This is a genomic window from Methanomassiliicoccus sp., from assembly GCA_033485155.1.
Lineage (GTDB): Archaea > Thermoplasmatota > Thermoplasmata > Methanomassiliicoccales > Methanomassiliicoccaceae > UBA6.
On sequence record JAWQJJ010000008.1, the window covers coordinates 100,823 to 122,902 of the forward strand.

The 22,080-nt window shown below is 56.6% G+C and carries 23 protein-coding genes, 1 tRNA gene and 2 pseudogenes; 12 read left to right on the forward strand and 14 right to left on the reverse strand.

All coding sequences use genetic code 11. The annotated features are described in order from the left end of the window. Nucleotides 1–150: 150 nt before the first annotated feature. Nucleotides 151–1,572 (reverse strand): annotated as a pseudogene (mtbB, locus tag SA339_11665) ([dimethylamine--corrinoid protein] Co-methyltransferase). Continuing rightward, nucleotides 1,573–2,220 (reverse strand): dimethylamine corrinoid protein MtbC, encoded by a 648-nt coding sequence (mtbC, locus tag SA339_11670; protein ID MDW5563875.1) that lies wholly within the window; start codon nucleotides 2,218–2,220, stop codon nucleotides 1,573–1,575. Nucleotides 2,221–2,526: 306 nt separating this feature from the next. On the opposite strand from mtbC, the gene SA339_11675 reads away from it, so the two are divergent. Both SA339_11675 and SA339_11680 read left to right on the forward strand, forming a co-directional pair. Then, nucleotides 2,527–3,165 carry a corrinoid protein gene (locus tag SA339_11675; protein ID MDW5563876.1) on the forward strand — a complete coding sequence of 213 codons (639 nt, stop codon included), beginning with the start codon at nucleotides 2,527–2,529 and terminating at the stop codon, nucleotides 3,163–3,165. Nucleotides 3,166–3,170: 5 nt separating this feature from the next. Next, a pseudogene (locus tag SA339_11680) lies at nucleotides 3,171–4,550 on the forward strand (monomethylamine:corrinoid methyltransferase). Nucleotides 4,551–4,727: 177 nt separating this feature from the next. Here the strand turns inward: SA339_11680 and SA339_11685 are convergent. The 5 genes from SA339_11685 to SA339_11705 all read right to left on the reverse strand — a co-directional run bounded on the left by SA339_11685 (nucleotide 4,728) and on the right by SA339_11705 (nucleotide 7,373). Then, nucleotides 4,728–5,015, reverse strand: a complete 288-nt coding sequence (locus SA339_11685) for a hypothetical protein (protein ID MDW5563877.1) — start codon at nucleotides 5,013–5,015, stop codon at nucleotides 4,728–4,730. Nucleotides 5,016–5,449: 434 nt separating this feature from the next. Next, nucleotides 5,450–5,522, reverse strand: a tRNA-Val gene (locus tag SA339_11690). Between the two features lie 523 nt (nucleotides 5,523–6,045). Next, on the reverse strand, nucleotides 6,046–6,303 hold the full coding sequence (locus SA339_11695; GenBank protein ID MDW5563878.1) for a hypothetical protein: 258 nt from the start codon (nucleotides 6,301–6,303) through the stop codon (nucleotides 6,046–6,048). A 301-nt stretch (nucleotides 6,304–6,604) separates the two neighbouring features. Then, the gene (locus SA339_11700) at nucleotides 6,605–6,958 is read right to left on the reverse strand and encodes a hypothetical protein (GenBank protein MDW5563879.1); all 354 of its coding nucleotides are present in this window, start codon (nucleotides 6,956–6,958) and stop codon (nucleotides 6,605–6,607) included. Between the two features lie 211 nt (nucleotides 6,959–7,169). After that, nucleotides 7,170–7,373 (reverse strand): hypothetical protein, encoded by a 204-nt coding sequence (locus SA339_11705; protein ID MDW5563880.1) that lies wholly within the window; start codon nucleotides 7,371–7,373, stop codon nucleotides 7,170–7,172. 911 nt (nucleotides 7,374–8,284) lie between these two features. Between SA339_11705 and SA339_11710 the strand changes: the two genes are divergently transcribed. From SA339_11710 to SA339_11735, 6 genes are all read left to right on the forward strand, one after another. After that, a complete protein-coding gene (locus SA339_11710) occupies nucleotides 8,285–9,442 on the forward strand; it encodes a hypothetical protein (GenBank protein MDW5563881.1) in 1,158 nt (385 codons plus the stop codon). 414 nt (nucleotides 9,443–9,856) lie between these two features. Then, nucleotides 9,857–10,537 carry a hypothetical protein gene (locus tag SA339_11715; protein ID MDW5563882.1) on the forward strand — a complete coding sequence of 227 codons (681 nt, stop codon included), beginning with the start codon at nucleotides 9,857–9,859 and terminating at the stop codon, nucleotides 10,535–10,537. A gap of 321 nt (nucleotides 10,538–10,858) precedes the next feature. Beyond that, nucleotides 10,859–11,095 (forward strand): hypothetical protein, encoded by a 237-nt coding sequence (locus SA339_11720; protein MDW5563883.1) that lies wholly within the window; start codon nucleotides 10,859–10,861, stop codon nucleotides 11,093–11,095. Nucleotides 11,096–11,356: 261 nt separating this feature from the next. Continuing rightward, nucleotides 11,357–11,716 (forward strand): hypothetical protein, encoded by a 360-nt coding sequence (locus SA339_11725; GenBank protein ID MDW5563884.1) that lies wholly within the window; start codon nucleotides 11,357–11,359, stop codon nucleotides 11,714–11,716. Between the two features lie 535 nt (nucleotides 11,717–12,251). Next, the gene (locus SA339_11730) at nucleotides 12,252–12,500 is read left to right on the forward strand and encodes a hypothetical protein (GenBank protein ID MDW5563885.1); all 249 of its coding nucleotides are present in this window, start codon (nucleotides 12,252–12,254) and stop codon (nucleotides 12,498–12,500) included. Next, nucleotides 12,497–13,498 (forward strand): bifunctional N(6)-L-threonylcarbamoyladenine synthase/serine/threonine protein kinase, encoded by a 1,002-nt coding sequence (locus SA339_11735; GenBank protein ID MDW5563886.1) that lies wholly within the window; start codon nucleotides 12,497–12,499, stop codon nucleotides 13,496–13,498. Before SA339_11730 ends, SA339_11735 begins: the two co-directional genes overlap by 4 nt. On the opposite strand, the gene SA339_11740 is transcribed toward SA339_11735, so the two are convergent. The 5 genes from SA339_11740 to SA339_11760 form a co-directional block, all read right to left on the reverse strand. Continuing rightward, on the reverse strand, nucleotides 13,499–14,839 hold the full coding sequence (locus SA339_11740; GenBank protein ID MDW5563887.1) for a DHH family phosphoesterase: 1,341 nt from the start codon (nucleotides 14,837–14,839) through the stop codon (nucleotides 13,499–13,501). A gap of 24 nt (nucleotides 14,840–14,863) precedes the next feature. Further along, nucleotides 14,864–15,319 carry a 30S ribosomal protein S15 gene (locus SA339_11745; protein ID MDW5563888.1) on the reverse strand — a complete coding sequence of 152 codons (456 nt, stop codon included), beginning with the start codon at nucleotides 15,317–15,319 and terminating at the stop codon, nucleotides 14,864–14,866. Between the two features lie 77 nt (nucleotides 15,320–15,396). Next, nucleotides 15,397–15,771, reverse strand: coding sequence for an NUDIX domain-containing protein (locus SA339_11750; GenBank protein ID MDW5563889.1), 375 nt, complete (start codon nucleotides 15,769–15,771; stop codon nucleotides 15,397–15,399). Further along, nucleotides 15,768–16,436 carry a fibrillarin-like rRNA/tRNA 2'-O-methyltransferase gene (locus SA339_11755; GenBank protein MDW5563890.1) on the reverse strand — a complete coding sequence of 223 codons (669 nt, stop codon included), beginning with the start codon at nucleotides 16,434–16,436 and terminating at the stop codon, nucleotides 15,768–15,770. Before SA339_11755 ends, SA339_11750 begins: the two co-directional genes overlap by 4 nt. Before the next feature lie 203 nt (nucleotides 16,437–16,639). Next, nucleotides 16,640–17,005, reverse strand: a complete 366-nt coding sequence (locus SA339_11760) for an Hsp20/alpha crystallin family protein (protein ID MDW5563891.1) — start codon at nucleotides 17,003–17,005, stop codon at nucleotides 16,640–16,642. Nucleotides 17,006–17,096: 91 nt separating this feature from the next. Here SA339_11760 and SA339_11765 point away from each other — a divergent pair, with 91 nt between their 5' ends. From SA339_11765 to SA339_11775, 3 genes are read left to right on the forward strand one after another with little or no spacing between them, the layout of a single operon-like run. Next, on the forward strand, nucleotides 17,097–17,870 hold the full coding sequence (locus SA339_11765) for an inositol monophosphatase family protein (GenBank protein MDW5563892.1): 774 nt from the start codon (nucleotides 17,097–17,099) through the stop codon (nucleotides 17,868–17,870). Continuing rightward, on the forward strand, nucleotides 17,867–18,673 hold the full coding sequence (locus tag SA339_11770; protein ID MDW5563893.1) for an NAD(+)/NADH kinase: 807 nt from the start codon (nucleotides 17,867–17,869) through the stop codon (nucleotides 18,671–18,673). The genes SA339_11765 and SA339_11770 overlap by 4 nt, the downstream gene beginning before the upstream one ends. Further along, nucleotides 18,670–19,056 carry a Mov34/MPN/PAD-1 family protein gene (locus SA339_11775; protein ID MDW5563894.1) on the forward strand — a complete coding sequence of 129 codons (387 nt, stop codon included), beginning with the start codon at nucleotides 18,670–18,672 and terminating at the stop codon, nucleotides 19,054–19,056. The genes SA339_11770 and SA339_11775 overlap by 4 nt, the downstream gene beginning before the upstream one ends. On the opposite strand, the gene SA339_11780 is transcribed toward SA339_11775, so the two are convergent. Further along, a complete protein-coding gene (locus SA339_11780; protein MDW5563895.1) occupies nucleotides 19,053–20,279 on the reverse strand; it encodes a sugar phosphate nucleotidyltransferase in 1,227 nt (408 codons plus the stop codon). The two genes, SA339_11775 and SA339_11780, sit on opposite strands and share 4 nt — an antisense overlap. After that, complete coding sequence (gene glmM, locus SA339_11785; protein ID MDW5563896.1) at nucleotides 20,276–21,577, reverse strand: phosphoglucosamine mutase; 1,302 nt, start codon at nucleotides 21,575–21,577, stop codon at nucleotides 20,276–20,278. Before glmM ends, SA339_11780 begins: the two co-directional genes overlap by 4 nt. A gap of 259 nt (nucleotides 21,578–21,836) precedes the next feature. Between glmM and SA339_11790 the strand changes: the two genes are divergently transcribed. Beyond that, a complete protein-coding gene (locus SA339_11790) occupies nucleotides 21,837–22,052 on the forward strand; it encodes a hypothetical protein (GenBank protein ID MDW5563897.1) in 216 nt (71 codons plus the stop codon). The last annotated feature ends 28 nt before the right edge of the window (nucleotides 22,053–22,080 follow it).

Consider the following 22,080-nt stretch of genomic DNA (forward strand, 5'->3'; position numbering starts at 1 on the left):
ACGGGATTGACCAAATATCCATTTTCGGCTAGGTTGTTTCGACTTATGTCGAGCCTCTCCGCTCGGCCGAGGTCCGAATCGATATCGCTCGGATCGCCTCCCGCTCAGTAGGTTAAGAAAAAGGGAAGGGGTTTGGTGAGACCATCATCCTCAAGCCAGCTGTTTTCTGAACTTTTCACAGCAGTTGATCTTGATGTCCAGAAGCTTTTCTATGTTCATCTTGGCGGCAAGGCCCTTGGGAGCTCCGGTCACGGAGGTGATCACCCCGATTCCGAGCTGCTCCCTGACCTCTCTCATGACATATTCGTCGCTGAGGTCCATCGTCGAAACGCCTAGCTTCTTAGCCACGTAATCCTTGGCTTGGGTGATCCTCATCGTTTTAGCAAGTTCCATCCTGGCCACCAGGTCCCCGGCAGCCCTGATTCCGCTCATACCACTGGTCATGATATGAGTGATCGGCATACCCATCGGGTCGCCGACCCCAACCTATATGCCGTCGACGCCGGCGACCTCGACCATGGCCTTGCTGGCATGAGAGACGGCATCGATGGTCGGCGTCTCGAACATAGGTATACCGCCCACGCCCATGCCCATATTGACATGGCAGGGGATTGGTGATTCCTTGACCGCGGCCTTGACGAAGGTTACCGCCCGACCCAGGTTCCAGGGGGTGGACTTGCTGGTGTTGGTGTTGACCACAGGCCCGAAGATATTAGCGCCGGCCTTGGCCACCACCTTAACCTGCTCATGGGGCCACAGCCCGGCCAAGGTCTGACCGTCATACTTAAGCTCGCCGTGCATGCCCAGGACCATCTCCCCGGCCATCCCGGCCTCGATGTACATCTCGGGATACTGCTTTCTCAATGCCTCAATAGCATGAACGGTGGCGTAGAAGTCACCATCGCCGGCGGCACCGGTCGTATCGCAGTTGACCCCGTCGGCACCAGCCTTCATCATCCGCTGCATGATCCAGACGATGTCTCGGGTGAGGTGCTCGGCAGCCTTCTCGGTGGACTCCTGGGCCTCCTTGATTTTAAAGGCCTTCATGAGGTCGCCAGGGTTTTCGAAGGGACCGTCCGGGGTATAGTAGAGGCCCATGTTGGGCATGGCTCCGTACAGAACGGGAACGATCATGTTCTGTTGGACGACCTCCATTGCCTGCATCTCGTTGGCGATCACTGGCTTGACCGGCTTGAAGCTGTAATCGATGTGGCCGAGTTCCATGGTGTCCGCGCCCATGGCCCGTTCGTGAAACATCATCCCTACCAGCCTGCTGGATGGGATTCCCACACCACTGTTGCCCTGATCCCCATCCAGCCTGATGGTCCCAATGTCATGGGTGACCGGGACCTCCATCCCATGTTCCACCCCGACCATCCTGCCAGGCATCATCAGGATCTCGGCGAGCTTGTCGAGATCATTGCTGGTCAGGGGTGAGATCGAACCCAGATCGGCCGCGATGTTCGACCCTTCCTCTAGGCCGTCCCTGATTTCCTCCTTGCTCATATGGAGACGTTTGCCATCTCCCCTGCGAAGCGCGTATTCAGTCGCCATCGTTTTCCTCCTTTGCATTCACTTGTTGCCGAGCAGCTCGTTGGCCTTGTGGACTGCCTCACTGGCATTCTCCCCATAACCATCCGCGCCGATCTTATCCGCCCAAGCCTGGGTCGCCGGTGCCCCTCCGACCATGACCTTGACCTTGGTTCTCAGCCCCTCCTCCTTGAGGAGGTCGATGCACTCTTTCTGGCTCTGCATGGTGGTGGTCATGAGGGCGGACATCCCGACCATGCATGCATTGTTCTCCTTCACGCTCTCAATGAAATTCCTTATTGGCACATCCCGCCCCAGATCGAACACCTTGTACCCAGCGCACTGGAGCATCGTCGATACGATCGACTTGCCGATATCGTGGACATCGCCCTCCACCGTCCCAGTTACGATTACTCCGAGGCCACCGTTGCTGGCACCCTTGGGCAGATCACCTTCGATCACCTTCACTCCCATGGTCATCGCGTCCGCGGCGACCATGACGTGAGGGAGGAAGAGCTTCCCCCGTTCGAACCGTACCCCGACCTCGTTCATCCCGGAGGCCAGCGCGTCGATGATCTCCTGAGGCTTGAGTACGGTCCTGGCGTTTTGAACGGCGGTCACTACCCTATCCTTGTTGTACGCGACGATCGCGTCGGACAATTCCTTCCTTGCAGACTCGGCGGTTGTCATATCATTCCTCGTTTCAGATCGATGAGCGCGATCCTTTTGCACATTTTGCTAATAAAACGAAAGGCTTGTCGATATTTGTATCTTTTGGCATCTTTATGCATACAATATACTACTTTTGCATCTGATAATCTTCTATACTTAATATATGCGGTGATGATCCCTTTTTCGTGTTGATGTTCTTCGTTAGGAAGCCAGATATGATGATTTGTCTATTGGTACGCTCATTTCATAAATAATTGCATAGTCTAACTGAATTACTGATATCCTTTAATAGTTGAATGCATATGCATACAATAGGAGAGCTTCATGGATAAAGGAACGATATTAGCAAATCTTCAGAAGTCAATAGAAACGTGGAACGTTGAATTGGCCAAGAAGACCGCCCAGGAGGCACTGGACGCAGGGATTCCTCCGGCGGAGGCCGTGGAGAACGGTCTGGGAAAGGGCATGGAAGTCGTCAGCCAGAAGTTCGATGAGGCGAAGATCTATCTTCCGCAGGTACTCGCCGCTTCGAACGCTATGGAAGCGGCGTTGAAGATTTTCGAGCCCCACCTAAAGGGAGCTGCCGTCGCGACCAAGGGCACAGTTGTCATTGGTACGGTTATCGGAGACATCCATGAGATCGGCAAGAACGTCGTTGCGGCCATGCTGACCGGTGCTGGCTATAAGGTCATCGACCTAGGCCGGGACGTCCCGATCGAGACCTTCGTCGATTCTGTGAAGACCAATAAAGCAGACGTGATCGGAGCTTCCGCCCTTATGACCACTACCGTGGTCGGTCAGAAGGAGATTATGGAGATGCTCAAGGAAGAGAAGGTGACGGTCAAGAGCATCTTCGGTGGTGCCCCCTGCAACGAGGAATGGGTGAAGAGTATAGGGGGAGACGCCTACTGCCCGTCAGGGGCCGAGGCCGCCGCCATCGTGGATCAGCTCATGAAGGGGTGAAAATAATGGCAGCAAGCAAGCCAGTCGATATCTTCGAGGCATACGAGCGTTCGGTGAAGGGCCCAAAGGTCGTTGAGAAGGAGTTCGACTACAACATCCTCCCGATGAACCTGATGAACATCCGGCAGAAGTACAACATCAACTTCGGCAAGGAGATCATCCCTGAGGACAAGGAGCTGATCAACAACCTGTTCCTGGCCGGCATGGAGATGCTGGTTACGACCGGTATGTACAACGCTGACACCGGAAAGGTCATCAAGATCACCGAGGAAGAGGTCAAAGAAGGCATCAAGAGGGCTCCCAAGCGCCTGGTCATGGGCGAGGGGCGCGACGCCGCTTACTTCAACCCCAGGCACGGCAACGAAGCAATCAAACCCCTCATCCAGGGCGGACCTACCGGTGCCCCCGTTTCCGAGGATATATTCATCCAGGTCATGCAATCTTACGCTCAGGAATCCACCGTGGATACCCTGGTCAACGGCGTGATGGCGACCATCGAAGGTCACCCTGCCAAGACTAACACTCCCTGGGAGATACGGGCCACCATGGCCGAGCTCCGGGCGGTCCGGGAGGCTCGCACCAGGGCTGGCCGGCCGCACATGGCCATATAGGGCCCTGAGACCCCGCTGTCCGCAGCGGGCCGTCTCGCTGGGGACCTCCTTGGAGGTCAGAGGAACTGTGATGCTCACGAGGTATCGCAGCTCAACGAGCTAAAGATCGATATGGCCGGTCTGAACATGATCGCCGGGTGGACCGCACACGGGGATACCATAATGGTCGAGCAGATGCCCATTTTCGGCGGATACACCGGCGGGGTGGAGGAGACTGCGATCTGCGACATCGCCACCACTCTGGCATCGTTCTCGCTGCTCTCCGGAAGCTTCCACCTCGATGGGCCGATCCACATCCGGTGGGGTATCACCACGGCAAGGGAGACGCTGCAGGTGGCCGCTCATGCTGCCGCGGCGATCGATGCCAACACCGGCCTACTCCTGGCCAATCAATACTACCCGATTGCCGGCCCGTGCACGGAAATGTGCCTGCTGGAGACAGCTGCCCAGGCCATCACCGATACCGCTTCCGGCAGGGAACTGCTGTCCGGGTCCGCGGCGGCCAAGGGCGTGGTGCAGGACTACACCACCGGTATGGAGGCCAGGATCATGGGAGAGGCCGCGATGGCTACGGCGGGGATGAAGATCTCCAAAGTGAACGAGATACTCGAGACTCTCATCAGCAGCTATGAGAAGGACTACGCCAAGGCTCCTAAGGGCAAGAGCTTCAGGGAGTGCTACGACGTGAATAAGGTCCTCCCCACACAGGAGTATCTGGGGGTCTACGACAAGGCCGTGAACAGGCTCGTTGAGATGGGCCTACCCATCCACTGAGGATGATGGCTCTCTCTCAAACCCTTTCTCTTTCCTTTCTACTTCCGACTAGTTATCATTGTCAATATGCATCCCAGATTCGCTGCCGTCCACGGGCTATCCAGGATTATAATCGCCTACAAGTTCGCTATCAAAGTGAGTGTAAAATAAAGAAAGGAGATGCGGTCCGGACACGGTTCAATCCGTACGGGACCGACGAGAAGCTGCTCCGCGCTCGGCCGATGAGTCTTCGGCATATCTCAGGGCCTGAGTGAAATGCCTGATCTCCTCCTCCACGAACTGCTTGTGCCTCAGGTTAATCATCTCCGCCACCTTGGGGTCCATCGACCTTGGGATCTTGAGGACGTATTCGACAGCGCTAATCTCCCTCATCTGGTCCATGAGCGATGGGGAGGGATCGGCCATCTTGTCGATCATGCCTCTTTCCACCTTATCCCTCATTTCATTCGTGTGTTTGCCGTTCATCTTGCTGCCACCCGAGTTCTTCTCGACCGCAAAATGGACAGCAACGATTCAATAGATAAATCTACCGTCTCATCAAATAGACGTTTGTCTATGCGATATAATTTTAGAGAGACAAAATGGTGACTTGTTACCAATGTTATAATGTTTTATCTTATTTTTTTACAAATACCGTACATTCATCGAATACGTAATATTACAAAAAACGAGACTAGATAATGGACTCAACGTTGACTGCATCGGCTGCCCTTGTAGATTTTCATGTTTACATGACATTCCTAGGGGTCCACCCAGTGATGTGGGTAGCTTCCTCGGCGATGAGCAACAGCACGGTCGAGATGTCTGGCCATACTGATCGAAGAGCGAAGGAGTACGCATCAGGCGAAGAACAATCAGGTGTCCTTCAATCGGATCAGACAATGGTGAAATGAGAAAAGTGGGCTCAGCCGGATTCGAACCGGCGATCTCCTCCGTGTCAGGGAGACGTCATAGCCACTAGACCATGAGCCCGTCCCATGCGGGATTTGTCCATATATCGTTCTGGTCTATATCCTTTTCGCTGGCGACCAGCATGCTGAGTGGACGGATCGTTCATTGAGCCAGATGCACGGCGACGGCGGTCGCCGCAGCCCAATAAAGGAGCGCCAAGGGAGCTGTCGCCAGTCCCGTTTTAAAAAACGGAGAGCCTGTCTAGGTCCTCCGGGGACATGTTGATGTCCGCAACTACTTTGTCCTCGACCGCGATAGCACCCAGTTGGTTTCGGAGATGGGAGCCTATGCCTCATTCTTCACCTTCCGTTAGTGGTCCTCGATGGCTTACTGTTCTGATAGCACATTTCGTCCACCAATCTGAGAAGATTATATGCATCGTGGTCGGAGACCTTCATCTCCTTTGCCATGAAGAAATCGTACAATGCTGCCTCTGACTTCACTGCCTACTGGACCTCATGCTCGATCATGTCGGGGGAGATGGTACTCACTTCTCTGCCGCGATGCTGAGGAATGAATCGTCAGCGGTGTTGCAAGCGGAGGATCACGATCTGCGATGCCTAAGCTCTCTGGAGCCCCTCCAGCTTCCCCCGTAGATATAGAAGAACATGCCCGCTGAGACCATGAAGGTGGCCACGAACAGCATCAGGATATCGATCATTAAGTAGGTGAAGATCACCGCGCCAGCCTCATCCGGCTGGTTACCCGGCACCAACCCTACTATGGAGAAGGCCAGCACTATGCTGCCCAGGACAAAAAGCCCGACACCGGTAAACTTGGCCAAGGGGAATCTACGGGGCAATCTCTTCCCTCCCCGTCGACCTCATGCTCGGCCAACACTCGCTGCCATGGGAACATCGGCCAGCATCTCCTACGGAAGGCCTCTCACAGCAAGCGGTCCGCTCATTTGCCCTGTTTTTCATCAAAGAGCCCTTCGTAGCCCGTCATATTTATATGGTTACCGCTCGAAGAGCGGAAAATTTGATTATTTATCCATTTTTATACGTTGACTTGAAAAAACTAACAGCACGATGAGCAAGACCCGAGAGACCACTGAGGATGGCGACCGCGAATAAAGTCGGAGCAGGGTCGTGTGCCTAGCCTCAGGCCCAGTCCCCTCGTGACTCGAAGGTCAGGGTCACCTTCCCGCACTGAGGACATACATGCCTGCCATCCATTATGTTCCTAGAGGTATCCTCTCCGACCGGCTCCACCTTGGTGATATCTGGATAGTACTTCTTGGAGAAATCCTCCGAACCGTAGAACACCACCTCCGCCTTGCACCGGCGGCAGTTCTGCGGGGGATGCCTCTGGTCCTTGAGACCGAAGCTGTGACACTTGGGGCATATGGATGGCCACATGTAGTGGTCCCCTGCTCCTTGGAAACCGAAGCCAGCGTACAGCTCCTCCGAACGGAACCCGCAGGCCTTACATTGAGCTATGAATTTCGATCCCATCGTCCCATCCATCACCGAATCGGGATGGAGGGATATAACCGCTCCCCACCCCATTACATAATAGAACTATGGCCCGGTCCACCGTATCTGCCGAAGGGTCAGGCTGTCGAGCTTTCATGATTCGCCGCATGCCATAGGGCTATTGCAAGCTGTACGCAGCGATCATGCAGTGAGTGGATAGGGTGAGGAGAACACTCAGCGTACTCCTGGCTCATTCCACTCTAAGGCTGTTGATAACGAGGATGACGATCCCTAGACTTATGAATAGGAAGCCTGCACCGGATACGTAAAGGCAAACCATCATGTTGTTGAACGCCGTCATTAACCACATCGTGCCCGGCCATTGCAGGGCTATACCCATTACCAGGCAGAAAATCCCTGTGCCGGTAAAATGTTGCTTGCTTCCCCACCTCATGCGTATTCATTACTATCTGGTGATAAGAATGTTAGGGCGTGGATAATGCATTCAACAATTTCACCTGAAGTTTCAGGATACAATTTTCTAGGCAATTTCTATAATTAATCGTCAAGCTAGATGACGGCCCGTGGAATGATTTTGATTTATTACAGGCGTACTGTCGTATTCATTGTTAATGGGATCAATCGAGGCATGGAATGGACCTTGAGGAATCCATAGGAATTAATCCGATGTGAGATGCCGTCATTGTCGTAAGTGTGTTCATCCGATAATGAATGCCTACCTCGATTCCTTTCGGCAAATGGTATCAGAGGATTAATTCTGAGTATCTAGTAACATAACAAGATTCTCAGACCAACATCTTGAAGAGGTGCCTGAACAAGAGGGCCCCGGGGAAATTGGAAATGTTATGTCCTAGATGCGGAGCCGTTAACCCGTTAGGAGCCGATGCCTGCTCCTTCTGCGGGTACTTGTTCAAAGAAGACCTCTTGGCAATGGAAGAAATGGCCCCTGGGGAAGATGGATGAGCAGCGATTCTCGGGAGAAGTTCATCCAGCTCAATGCCTAGCACCTAAGGGAAGCGAGGATGGGCTGGATGGTCACCGCAGCGGAGTTATCGGGGGGCTCAAACGTCCATGCGGCGAACGAATGCTTTCAGTTGGAGGAGAGACGATAAATGTTGTGTGTGGTGCCTATCCAGGTAGAAAGGTGGCAGGTCAGAGGGTTCGGATAGGTTTTTTAAAGCGATCATGAGGTCGAACTAGAGACGAATAGTGATCGGACATCTCACACGGCATCGAGCAAACGGGGAGTCTAAAAGAGACCATTATAAATATCAAAAAAGATAAAGCCGTAAATACTAGTGATCTGGATACATGTCTTGGACCAAAGGTCCACGAGATGGGAAGATGGAAAAGAAGACATTGGTGATCTCCTCGGTCATCGTTGTCGTTATCGGATTGGTTGGAGTTGCGGCAGGAGCGACCTTTTTGAACGCCCAGAGGGCCGGATACGACTCCAGTAATTCCAGCGGCTTCAATGGCTCTCGTGACGATCGAACTAATAACGATGCGGCTGCGCCCGATGGCGGTAATGCTGCCGTGCCTACGGTATCGGACAGCAGTGCGAAAGTGGATAAGAGTGAACCGCGCGTCAATATGACGTTTGAAAACCTGCCATTCGGCGATATGAGCTTGTATCCGTTTGCGCAACCAAGATACGCTCAGCCCTGCGCGGGCGGCCTTAGCATCTGGGTGGCTGATCAGTCCAATGCAACCCATATTGAGATCATGGCATACTTCCACAGCTTATCGCCCGAGAAGGTCATGGTCAATTCTTCCTTCGGTTCGGGGGCGCCTGTGACTGCATTATTTAGTCCATACGAAGGCGGCTGCCGTGGCGTGTTGATCGATCATGCATCGGTAGCCAACTGCACGTGGACTTACGACGGGTCCAGTATGGCGTACCACAATATCTCGATCGCTGTGACCACCTGGGCGCTGGGTATCCAGGAGGTTAAATTCGTCCCCTTCGATATGGACACGGGGGCGCAGATCGGTGATGGGTTATCCCTGAACTATACAGTCTTAGGGAACCAGGGGGCCCAATTTCTGGCAAGTTGGTCCATATTCCAGACAGAATCGACGACCAATCTAACGTTCCCTTTTACAGAAGGTGGCATCTATGACTTCACCTTCACCGACCATTGCGTCTATCCCCAATACAGCGGGTATGTGACCTCGGTGCTCGATTTCCCGTTCGTTGAAAGGGTGTGGCTGGTCAATGATTCCACCGGCACTGAGACGTTGCTCGAACCCAACATGGTCAGTGTCAATGGCCTTAGCACTCCGGTTTACTCCATCACTTGGTCCTATGCTGGCGATTGCATTACACACGGACTTCACTTCAGGGTGCAATTAACAGCAGCTGGAAGCGAATATGCCTACATGATGGGCTTCTACTACGTGATAGATAAGGTGACTGGCTATCCAATGTCGCCAATCAATGGTAACAGCCACCTCGATGGGGCAGGGTTCGACTTTGATGTACCATCTAAAACCTCTTAATCATTCCATTTTCGTTTCCATTCTGCCTTCGGATCAAGATAATGGCCTTTTTTATTAGAATCACTTTTTATTAGTCGTCAAAGAGGAGGTATTATTCATAATCCTATTATAATGCCATGAACTAAATCGCTTTCAGAGGTGGCTCGATTGGCTTATTGTTCTAATTGTGGAATCAATGTCCAAGAACACGCAATCTTCTGTCACAGATGTGGAGCGCGAATTGTTCAGGGAACAGCGCAATCGTCATCAACGCCTCCCTCGGTCCCAGATGCTCAGTATAAATCTTCGATTCCAACGAGCACATCATCGGACCCTGACGGTTCACAATACGGTAGCTCGCGCTCATTGCCTCCGAAAAAGCATTGGGTTGCTAGTGCGGTTATTTTCGTCGCAATAACGGTCATACTCGTATTGTTGCTCATGGTAATGGCCATATCGCACGGCTTGATATCTCTGAACACGACCGATACCAGTGGTGGCGGCCAGAAGATCACGGATGCGGTCGGCAATTTCTCGGCATCCTATTCATGGATATATCCCTATGATTCGAACTCAGTCTGGACCATCAACGTTACCATCCCCGAGCCCTTATTTGCCGAATACAAGAACCAGGCCCGTACCACCGATTACTCATCCTATGTGACGGCAAATGATGAGGTCGTGGATCGAATAGCTCAGGAGCTGAAGAACGATTCTGTGACAAGCGGATACGATACTGCCCAATTCGTCCTGTCCTTCGTACAGAACATACCTTACGGGACGGACGAGAATACGACCAATGACGTGGATTATCCCCGTTATCCGGTGGAGACATTGGTCGATGACGTCGGAGATTGCAAGGACCACTCCACGCTCTTTGCCTCACTTCTGAAAGCCCCGGTAATAGATGATAGTGTGGTTCTCCTAGAACTGTTGCCGACACAAGGGGCTGTAGGGCATATGGCCGTCGGCGTTGAGGGTACCGAGTATTCTGGTAGCTATGTACGATACGATGGAGGCAATTACTTCTATAGCGAGACCACATCCAACGGCTGGCTCATCGGGGAGATGCCTTCGGATCTATCAAGTTATTCGATCCATGTACTGCCCACATGAAGGCTTATGAATTGATTAGTTCAACAAAGGGCGCATAGTCTCGTTTCAGCTGATCATTACAAATCATCACATCATAAATCCCTTCCTGGTAACTGCTGAAATGCTGAGCGATTGGGGCTGTCGTCGTTGTTAGGATAAAATTACTCTCGGGAAACGTTCACGCCCTGATCTAGTAATCTGACGAAGATGGACCGCCCATGTCCTCGGACTCTGAACCTGAGCGACCATGGAGCAAAAAGGTTGATTGAGGCATCACGCGGCCACCTCAGAGACAATTACAAATAAGGATGCGCTCCGCACGCCCACGTCGAGGTGAAACAAATGGCCCCGATACGCATAAGTTCGGAGTCCTTTGAACCGAAGGACTTTAAGACGCCAGAAGAAGCAAGCAATAGCATCGACCTCCTGTACAACAGGGCAGAACTTGTCGATGAAAAGGGCGTAGCGTATCCCAACACGGCGTCCAACCTCAGGTCCCTAACCGAGAGAGGAAAGGAAGTCACCGTCCGAAATCAGCTATCGAAGGAAGAGATCGGAACGGTCAGGGAAGAGGACTGAGCCCTTCAACGATGGGATGCTGCAAGCAACTTCGCTGTACTTCCTCCTCGGTAGCGGATGAACAGCAACCAACTCGGCCCGTATGGTCGAGGATTCTTTTTCTTCCTATTTTTCACCAACGTCAGAACAAAGGCAAGCGATCACGAGCAATCCCTCGCCGCATCCGTGAAGGAGCTGAGGAATATGAATACGGTCGCTCGCTCTCGGAGTAAGTATTATCCTTTCCGATATTAAATAAGGAAGTAATCCGTTTTCCCCGGCATGGCTAACCTCGCTATCATCGAACTCGTGGCATCCCAGAGATGTCGTCAAATGAGAAAGGAAAAACCTATCGCAGAGGTCGAATACACTCTGAAGGAAAATGAAGCGATAATAACCGTCAAAGAATTCAATGATTTCATAGGCTATGAGATCGTTGAATCGCTGGAGAGCCTCGCCTCCCCCGAGGATTCGGTCATCAGGGCAAGCGATGTCATTTCGAGGGGGTTCCACCTCGGCATGGTCGTTCCGATAGAGTTCAGGGTTCCGATGAGGAAGTGCATCGAGGATATCCAGGAAATGTCTGGATGCCGACCAGAGATACACACTTACACAAGCTTGGGAGAGATCACCGATTTTTAGATCAACATCTTGCCGTAGAAGTTACTGAACATCCGAGGATTATTCTTGGGTCATGCTCGATCTAGTAAGCTAAGCCCCTGGTGTGCCTATTTGAGTAGCCTCAGCCGCGCGATATCCTTTACCTATTGCCCAGATATCTCACTTTGGCCTATGGGCCGATCGGCCTTCGCCCCATCGACAGATGAGGTCACGGCCTTCAACCCGTTGGAGTCCTTCTTGCTCTCCTAAGCCAGGCCAGAGGTGCCGAACGCCCTTCTTGCAGCTCCCATACAGGTCGTCCCGATCCCCGCATCGGGTCATCGGCCTTTGGGCAGAGATTTCAGCGATCGTCGAAGATGCGCCTGATGAAGAGCTCACTCCCGGTAGCGGAAAGGGGATGTTGAGGCAAAGGCCGCACGACGGTCGCCATACAGCCGGTGTTCGCATATTCTGGTGTTACGATCAGCGAGGGAAAGAGCTGCCGACGCTTCCCACCAGTAAAACTGTCGCTATGAAAACCTATTAATCCCACCCCCATTATGGGGTTGAGATTTGGATGCCAGAGATATTACTCTTCACCAAACCGGGTTGTCAGAAGTGCGATTATATCAAGGAGAGGGTCCCCGCTGGCTTGAGCGTCAGCTACGTGGACACTTCTACCGCCGAGGGATTAGCCGAGGCCGCGTACTATGAGATCCTGGGTAAGCACACTCCTATCCTAGTGGTCGATGACGAGGTCACTGAAGGTGCCATCGCCATCATGGCCCGTTTAAACGAGCTAGCCGGTAACGGCGTCAAGGCGTGAGCAGGCGACCTAAGAACATGATCTGTCTGGGGATCGAAGGCACAGCCCACACCTGCGGGGTGGGGATCGTGGACGAGGAGGCCAACGTGCTGGCGAACGAGCTGGACATGTATCGTCCAGAAAGGGGAGGCATCCACCCCCGGGAGGCCGCCAATCACCACTCTGAGGTCGTCGTGCCCCTCATCCGGAAGGCCCTCCAGGCCGCCGGCGTCGGAATGAAGGACGTCGATGTGGTGTGCTTCTCTCAGGGTCCCGGGCTCGGCCCCTGCCTGAGGACAGTAGCCACCGCCGCCCGCGCTCTCGCCCTATCCCTGGACCGCCCCATCGTTGGGGTAAATCACTGCATATCGCACCTTGAGATCGGGGTAGCCAAGACCGATTGCACCGACCCCGTGCTGTTGTACGCTTCGGGCGGGAACACCCAGGTCATCTCTTTCACCAACGGCCGGTACCGCATCTTCGGGGAGACGCTGGACATCGGGATAGGCAACATGTTCGACAAGCTGGGTCGAGAACTCGGTCTGGGTTACTACGCCGGACCTAAGATCGAGAAGCTGGCATTGGAGGGCGACAAGCTGCTTGACCTTCCCTACTCGGTGAAGGGGATGGACCTGGCGTTCTCGGGCATCATGACCGCGGCGATCGCCCATCGGGCCAAGGGCGAGAGGCTGGAGGACATCTGTTTCTCGGTACAGGAGACCTGCTTCGCCATGCTCTCCGAGGTTACTGAGAGGGCGATGGCGCACATCGAGAAGAGAGAGGTGCTCCTCGGCGGTGGGGTCGTCCAGAACAAGCGCCTTCGAGCCATGGTGACGAAGATGGCCCATGATCGGGGAGCGGAGATGTTCGTTCCCGAGCCTCGGCTGTGCATTGACAACGGAGCCATGATCGCATGGACCGGCATGCTGATGCACAAAGCCGGTGTGCGCATGACCGTGGAGGACACCAAGGTCGACCAGCGCTACCGGACCGATGAAGTGGTCGTCACCTGGCGCTGATCATCCGGCGTCCTTCTTCTGGGCCTTCTGCTCTCCGACCATCTTATCCACGAGGTCGAGGAACTCCTTCTCCCGGCCCTTGGGCACCGTGGCGCCCGAAGCGATGCGGTGGCCGCCGCCCACGCCTCCGACCTTTTGCGCGCACTCCCTTAGCGCCGCGGCCAGGTCCACGCCCTTTTCCAAGAGATCGAAGGTGCCACGGGAGGAGATCCTGATCTCGTCCCCCGACTCGGCGAGGGCCAGGGTCGGCTTGTCGCGGTTCCCGAAGTACTGCATGGTGACCCCGCTAAGGATGCCAGAGAGGCCAAGGTTCTCGTTGATGAAGTATTGGATGTTGACCATCTGAGCGACCCCGTTCCGTACTACTGTCCTCAGGGAAGCCTGGACCTCGTCGACATATGTCTGCCTCAGCTTTCGGGCCTGTTCCATGGCCGACGGGTCGCCGAGCAATAGGGCGAGGCCCACACCCTCGTTATTCGATCGTCCGCAGGCGTTCAGGAGGCCGGCCAGGGCGTCGGCGCTCATGCCCCACCGGGGAAAGAAGTACCGCTCGTGCACCACCTCGTCCAGGGTGCTCATCGGCGTTCCCTGGGCGGTCAGGCGGAGGGCGATGAGGGAAGACAGCTTCATCCGTATGCCGACGTCCAGCTTGTCGGTGTCCGCGTCCTCGGAGATCCCTGCCTCGGAAAGCAACGCCCTGGTGCCCTCGGGGGAGCCGGAGACCCCGATGATGTAGGGGTCGGTCGATCCGACCAACCCGGTTAGCAGAGGGCCCTCGGGAAGCATTGAGCCTGAGCGGACCTCTACTACCCCCCGCTTTCGTCCCTCTTCGAACAGCCACAGGTTCAGACCGGAGAGGCCGCGAATGGCCTGCCGGTCGCCGGCGATCCCGGCAAAGGCGATAGGCAGCAGGTCCCAGTTTCGTTCGTCCATATTGGCGGCGAGCAGCATGCACACCGCCGACGCTGACGCCGAGGTCATGCCATCGATGCCCGCCAGGTGGGGGTTTACATGCACCACCTTCTCGGAGTCCTTCTGAGGGGAATGGTGATCGAGCACGATGACCTTGCAATTGAGTCCTTCCAAGGTCTCGAGATGCGACGAGCCCATGTCGCTGAAGACCATGGTCTCGCATCCTGGCGACGCCTCGGCGATGAGCTTATCGGTGAGACTCTTAGTCATGGTGGCGTGGAAGCGTTTGCCTGCCCGTATCAGGGCGTTGCACATGACGCCAGCCGAGGATATGCCATCGGCATCGTAATGAGAAACAAGGCGGACCTCCGAAGCACGCTCCAGCTCCGCCTTGGCAATAGAAATGCGGGAAAGGAGTTTATCAGGCAACTGAGTGCCTGGGTCCATACGCGCTCACTCGATCAGGAGCTCGGCGTTGGCTATGGAGTACTGCCAGTCCGCGGGAAGGCTTCCCTCGCGCTTGTAGTACTTCACGATGCGGCGGATCTTGGACTCCACCATCTGAAGGTTCCTCTTGTTGGCGAGGTCCTTCTTGTTCTCCTGAAGGTGGGTCTGCAGGTTGATAGCCCTCCTCATCAGGGCGATCAGGTCGTCCGGGATGGTCGGCTGCAGGTCATTCTCCTTCAGGATGTCCAGGACCGTTCTTCCAGTAGCGAGCTTGACGTCGGGTACGGCGTGCTGGTCGCGAAGAAGAAGGCCGATGCGAGCGGAAGGAACACCGTCCTTCCCCATCTTGATGACCATTTCCTCTATCTCTTCCTTGTTGAGGGGGACCCATGCCGGGTTCTCAGTGATCAACGGGCGCTGGGACCCGGACTTGCCCCTCCTCCTGGCGTGCATACGAGCCATGATGAAACCTCCAATTGTGAACTGAATAGCGTTTAGGTGGCGAGGTTTAAGCCAATTCCCATCCTAGTATTTAATCCTTAAGCGGTCGCGCTCCCTGCCTGAAGGGCCCTGTGGCGCTCCACGGCCTCCCTGCCCCAGGCGATGAGCGGCATGTACTCCACGAGAGGGAAGGATAGGCGCTCCGGAAGTTCGCGAAAGGCCTTCCACTCCATCTCTCCCGATGGCGCCGGCCCGCCCAGCTCCCCGGCAAAGACACTGACCCCTTCGACGTCGGTGGAGGCGACGGCCACGAACTCCCACCCGACCTCTTCCCGGAACTCCCGCACCATCGCCTGCAGGTCGGACTCGCCTTCCTCGATCTTCCCGCCCGGCATCTCCCATCCGCCCCGGCGGGGATTGAACACCATGATGAACTCCTCGCCGCGGAACGCTATGCCGTAAACGTATCTCATGGCGAAGTCACCGCAATCATGGCATGGTCCTTCTCCATGGGGTCGAGGCGCACGACCTCCCGAACCTTGAGCCCGCCAGCCTGGAGCTGGCGTCTCGCTTCCTCGTAGATCCTCAGGGGATCCTGGGTGACGTCCTCGGAGCGGGACTTGATCACCAGCAACCCGCTCCGGGCGGCGAAGGCCTTGAAGTTCTTGAGAAAGATCTGCGCTTGGCCCTTCTGGGCGATGTCCTGGTAAACTAAGTCCACCCCGGACACCCCGAAGGAGTACTCCTGGGGCTTGGTAGCATCGGCAAGGAAGGGCACCATGTTGGGCCGCGTCTCACACACCGGCACCAGGTCGCGGAAGGAACGAGGGGAGATCTCCACGCAGTACACCGTGCCCTGGGTCACGATATCCGCCACGTGGCTGGCGGTCGTACCGCTGGCCGCACCGAGGTAAAGGACCCCGGAGTCCGGACGGAAGGGGAAATACTTCCCGCCGGAGCGGATGTAGGCGGACAGCTTGCTCCGCGTCGGCACCCATTCCCGATACTCAGCCCCGTTCCAGGGGACGAGCTTCTCGCCGTAGACCGCCTTGCCCGGAGCGGAGTTCCTGGTGTACAGCCGCTCACCGTCGGTGAAGACGCCCTCGAACCCGGCGGGGTGCATCTCGTAATCGCTCATCGATACGATGGAACGCACCGCCGAATAAATAGATGAGGGGAGAGCCGAAGCCGCCAACAAGCCTAGCGACCGACAGGCATCGGGATCAGGGAGATTATGCGAATCCCAGGCCTCAAGGCCACCCAGCATCCGATCAACGGGCCGCATGCCAAGCCGTTGGGCTGGTAGCCGATACTAACATCGTCAGGCCTCGCGGCCATGGCCTACTGGGTTCCGCTGCCGTAGCCGTTCTTCAGCTCGATCCTCCGGGGATTCTCCTGTGCGAAGTCCAGAGTACCATCGCGGACCTCCACCGTCCTCCCTCTGATGGGGGTCTTGAAGGGGATCTCGAAGTTCAGCATGTTGCCGTCGAAGGCCGCGTCCGCCTCCTCGATGTTCACCGGGTGAGCTAGGAAGTAGCAACCAGCAATGACCGCGTCCTCCCTATCCGCGTGAACGCAGAAGCTGCTCTCGGTGACCTCCAGCTCGATCCCCTCCCGCTTCACACCTGGCAGTCCGATCTGGATCTTGTATCTCTCCCGATCATGGTCGATGGTCACCAGAGGAGCCATCAAAGGTCTGTTCTCCATCTTGTTCGCCCTCGTTCCGTTCTACGTAACGCCCAGCATAAAACCATTTTGCCACACTAGATAATTAAGGGGGCGGTGCGATACACCGGCGATGCTGAGGGAACTGGAGCAGATAGCCTATCTTGTCAGGGACGCGGTCAGATCGCTCCCCAAGGACTTCGACCGAGGGGAGGAGCTGTACATCGGAGCGGACGGCACGCCCACCTCGAGCATCGACAAGGTCGCCGAGGACGTCATCCTGAAAGCCGTCGAGGAGAGGAGCCTTCCGGTGAACGTGCTCAGCGAGGAGGTCGGCCTGGTGGACCGCGGGTACGAGGACACCCTGGTGGTGGACCCCATCGACGGCACGCACAACTCTACGATGAACGTCCCGATGTACAGCGTATCCCTGGCGGTCGGCCGGCGGTCGCTGCTCGGCGTGGAGCACGCCGTCCTGCTGGACCTGGTGACCGGGGCGCTGTTCAAAGCCAGCCGTGGCCAGGGTGCCACCCTGGACGGCGATCCGATCTCGGTCCGTAGGTTCGAGACCGCGGAGCCGGCCATGCTCTTCTACCTTGGCCGCTTCGTTCACCCCCACACCTTCGAGCTGGTCAAACGCTCCTCGAGGGTCAGAGCCATAGGCTGCGCGTCGCTGGAGATGGCCCTGGTGGCGCAAGGGTGCTTCGATGCCTACTACTTCAATGCCGAGGCGTACGAGAAAGGCATCCGGATTGTGGACATCGCCGCTAGTGCGCTCCTCCTGAGGGAGGCCGGTGGGGAGATCGTGGACCTTGACGGCAAGGTCCTGGACATGCCCTTCGAGCTGGCGGCCAGGAGCAATTTCCTGGCCTACGGGGACAAGAGGGCCAAGGAGGTGCTATTGTGAGGATCGGTCTCACGGCGAATTCGGAGATACCCGAAGCCATCAGGGTCAGCAGACAGGTGCTCAGCGAGCTGGAGGGCCAGGACATCGTCCTGGAATCCGGCCTGGCCCGGCTGTTCGGCCGGCCGGGGATGCCCATAGAGGACATGGACATCGACGTCCTGGTCACGGTGGGAGGGGACGGAACGATCCTCCGTTCCCTGCAGCGCACCGATGCCCCCATCCTGGGGGTGAACGCCGGGGCCCTGGGCTTCCTGACCGAGATCACCGAGGAAGGCCTCAGGACCGGCCTCCACCGCCTGCTCTCCGGTGATTACTTCATCGAGGACCGGGCCAAGCTGGCGACCAAGGTGGGGAACGAGAGGCTGTACGACGCGACCAACGAGGCCGCGGTGCACACCGCCCACATCGCCAAGATCCGTCATTTCAATGTGTACGTCGACGATCAGCTGGCCATGGACGTCCGGTCCGATGGGATCATCGTCGCCACCTCGACCGGCTCGACCTGCTACGCCATGTCGGTAGGCGGACCGATTATCGACCCCCGGGTGGAAGCCTTCCTCATCGCACCGATGGCGCCGTTCAAGTTCGCCACCCGCCCCCTGGTGGTGCCGGCATCCTCGCACGTGCGCTTGGAACTGGCACGGCCGAAACCGTGCCTGTGCGTCATCGACGGCCAGCAGGAGAGGCCGATGGAGGGAGATGAGATGACCGAGTTCTGCCTGGCCGAACGGAAGAGCCGCTTCGTACGCATGGAGAGGAACTTCTACCCCCGGCTCCGAGAGAAGCTGGTGTGTTCCCCTTGACCGAACGCAGAAAGGTGTGGGGCATCGACCCCGATGTCCTGGAGATGGTCAACGAGGCCGCTAAGGAATCGTTGCCCAACGAGTTCGTGGCTGCCCTGAGGGCTGAGAATGGGGTCATCACCGAGATCCTCCTCTTTCCCGGTAGCTACTCCAACGAGCACTCCGCGTTCATGCAACTGCACATGCTGCCCATCGACCTGAGCGTGGTCGGCACGGTTCACTCCCATCCCGGGCCGTCGAACCGGCCCTCGGACGCCGATCTGCACCTGTTCGGCAACTTCGGCAACACCCATATCATCACCTGCCTGCCGTTCGATAAGCGCTCTTGGAGAGCGTATGACCGGAACGGTAGGGAGGTGGGGTTGGAGGTCGTGGACCTCTAGAGTACCCTACTTCCCGGCCCCACGTTCCCCCGGACCACCGCACCCGGTCCGATGAGGGAGTTCTCGAAGATGATGGTCCCCGGGTCGATCATGGCGTTGATGCCGGTCTTGACATCATCTCCCATGATCACTCCGAGCTTGCGCCGGCCAGAGTTGATCAGCTGGCCCTTGAACGTCACCTTCACCGTCCGATCGTCGAACCTCAGGTTCGCCACCTTGGTTCCCGCCCCGAAGTTACAGCGCTCCCCGATGAGGCTGTCGCCCACGTAGTTGTGGTGGGGCACGTGGGTCTTGGCCATGATGATGGAGTTCTTCACCTCCACCGCCGCCCCGACCTTGACCCCTGGTCCCAGGCAGGTGGACGGGCGGATGTAGCAGTTGGGGCCGATGTCGCAGCCCTCCGAGATGTATACTGGGCCCTCGATGTACGCCCCGCTCCTCACCAGGGCGCCCTTCTCCACGATCACCTCGCCCTTAAGAACCGCTCCCGGCTCGACCGTCCCGTCGATCCTCCGCTTGAGCTTGGACATCAGGATCTCGTTCGCCTCCAGGAGGTCCCACGGTCGACCGACGTCCATCCATCCCTCGGTGAGCTTTTCGACATAGACGTTGCTCTCCGCCGCCAGCGAGTTCAGGGTATCAGTGATCTCGTACTCCCCGCGCACCGACTTGGGGGTGGCCCGGATGCGGGCGAATATCTCGGGATTGAAGACGAAGGCCCCGGCGTTGATGAGGTTGGTCGGCGGGACCTCGGGCTTCTCGTGGATCTTCTGCAACCGTTCGCCGTGCACTTCCAGCACCCCGAACCTCTGAGGATCGGACACCGTTACCGCACCCATGACCGTGGAGTTCGTTTCCTTGAACTTCTCCAGCATGCAACCGAGGTCCTCCCGGAACATGATCACGTCACCGTTCAAGCACATGAACGGCTCGTTGATCGAGCCCTCGGCGCAACCGATGGCATGGGCTGTACCCATTCTCTCCTTCTGCTCCAGATACTTGATGTTCAGTCCCAGCCGGGAGCCGTCGCCGTAGTATTCCTTGATCTTGTTGGCCTTCCACCCAACCAGGATATAGATGTCCTTGATGCCCAGTTCCCCCAGTGCCTCCAGCACGTGGGACATGAACGGGCGGCCTGCCACCAGCAGCAGCGGTTTGGGAATATTGGAAGTAAGGGGCCGTAGCCTCGTCCCCTCTCCCGCGGCCAGCACCAGGGCCTTCATTTCAGGCACCTCCCGACCATCCTGGTAGAGAGCTCCGCGAGCCTCTCCAGCTCCTTTTCATCCCTAGCCTCCACGGTGACCCTGAGCTTGGGCTCGGTGCCCGAGAGGCGCACGAGGAACCAGCCATCTGGATACTCCGCCCGGTAGCCGTCCAGGGTGAGCAGCTTCTCGCAGTCCAGGCCCTGGGACTCCTCTCTGAGGCGGTTCTCGACCTCGGAGCGCTTGCGGGCCTCGAACTTATGGGACGACCTCCGCACCGGGTATGAGGGCAAGGCATCGATCATCGTCGAGAGGCGGTCCTCCGAGGCCATCTTGGCCAACAAGGCTCCGGCGTACACGCCGTCGGGGCAGAACGTTTCCTGAGGGAATATGTAAGTTCCTGATGGCTCCCCCCCGAACTCCAGGCCACTGCTCTTCAACGCTTCGGCTACGTATACATCGCCGACCTTGCACCTCACGACCTGGCCAGAGATGTCGTCCAGGACCATGGAGGCGTCCATGGGGGCGACGACGCCTCTGACCTTCAGGTAGGTGGCGAACAGGGCGATCAGGCGGTCCCCGTCGATGAATCGCCCCTTGTCGTCGACCGCCACCATGCGGTCCCCATCACCATCGTGGGCTATGCCCAGATCGGCCCCCTTGCTCATCACCAGCTCCTTTAGGTCGTACAGCTGGTCCTCGGTCGGCTCCGGGGTGCGTCCGGGAAAGTGGCCGTCGGCCTGGCAGTTTAGGGAGGTCACTCCGCAGCCCAGCGTCCTCAGGGTGAGAGGGCTGACCTCGAAGGTAGCCCCGCAGCCGCAATCGAGCACGACCCTGGAGGTCGCCGCACCGATCGAGGCGGTGATCGCATCCACGTGTCGCCGCACCGCCCCCTCCAGCCTGTGACAGGACCCGACATGGCGCCATCCCTTGGGCTCGTATGAATGGTTGATGATCCTGTTTTCCACCTCGTTCATCTGTACTGTATCGAAGGCCGAACCGTCTGGATTCCACATCTTCACCCCGTTGTATGGTGATGGATTATGGGACGCCGTGACCATTAGGCCGCAATCGAACTCCGAGGCCGCTCTGGCGAGGGTAGGCGTGGACACCATCCCGGCATCGTGGACCTCCGCGCCCAGGGACGTCGCTCCGGCGATGAGGGCCTGGGCCACCATCGGGCCGCTGGTCCTCGTGTCCCGACCGAGAACGATGCTCCTGTGTAGGCTTCCTACGGCCTCACTGATGTTTACCGCCAGGTCAACGGTGAAATCCTGACCCACCACGCCTCTGATGCCCGATGAACCGAACAAGGACATAAGTTCCAACCATCACGAGAATACAGTTCATCAATAAATGTATTGATGACCAATTTATCGGTTACCATTTTTTAGAGTAGAGGGCCAGTCAAGAACGGCTATCTACCATAAATAGCGTTAATAACCTACTTTTTCGCACCTTTTTGGAGACTGGCTATGAAGGTTTATAGGATAAATATTATATATGAAACTGGGCCATTACTATCTGGGTCGAATGGTTACCATCGCCCCTATGAACACTGGAGGGAAATCATTGGTCATGGAGCAGATCAACGTCGATAAGGCCAAGGAAATCGCGAAGAAGAAAGGTCTTAAGCCCGGCCGGGTGAAGGGAACGAACGGGATCCAGTTCACCAAGGGTTCCAACGACCGCCTGGAAATCATTCCCTGGGACGAGTTCGAGAAGACCCTCAAGACCCGCGGTCTCGGTGTCTTCGAGAGCGGCGGCTGGATGAAGATCATGAAGAAGGGCTGAAACCCTTCTCATCAAACCTCTTCCTGTA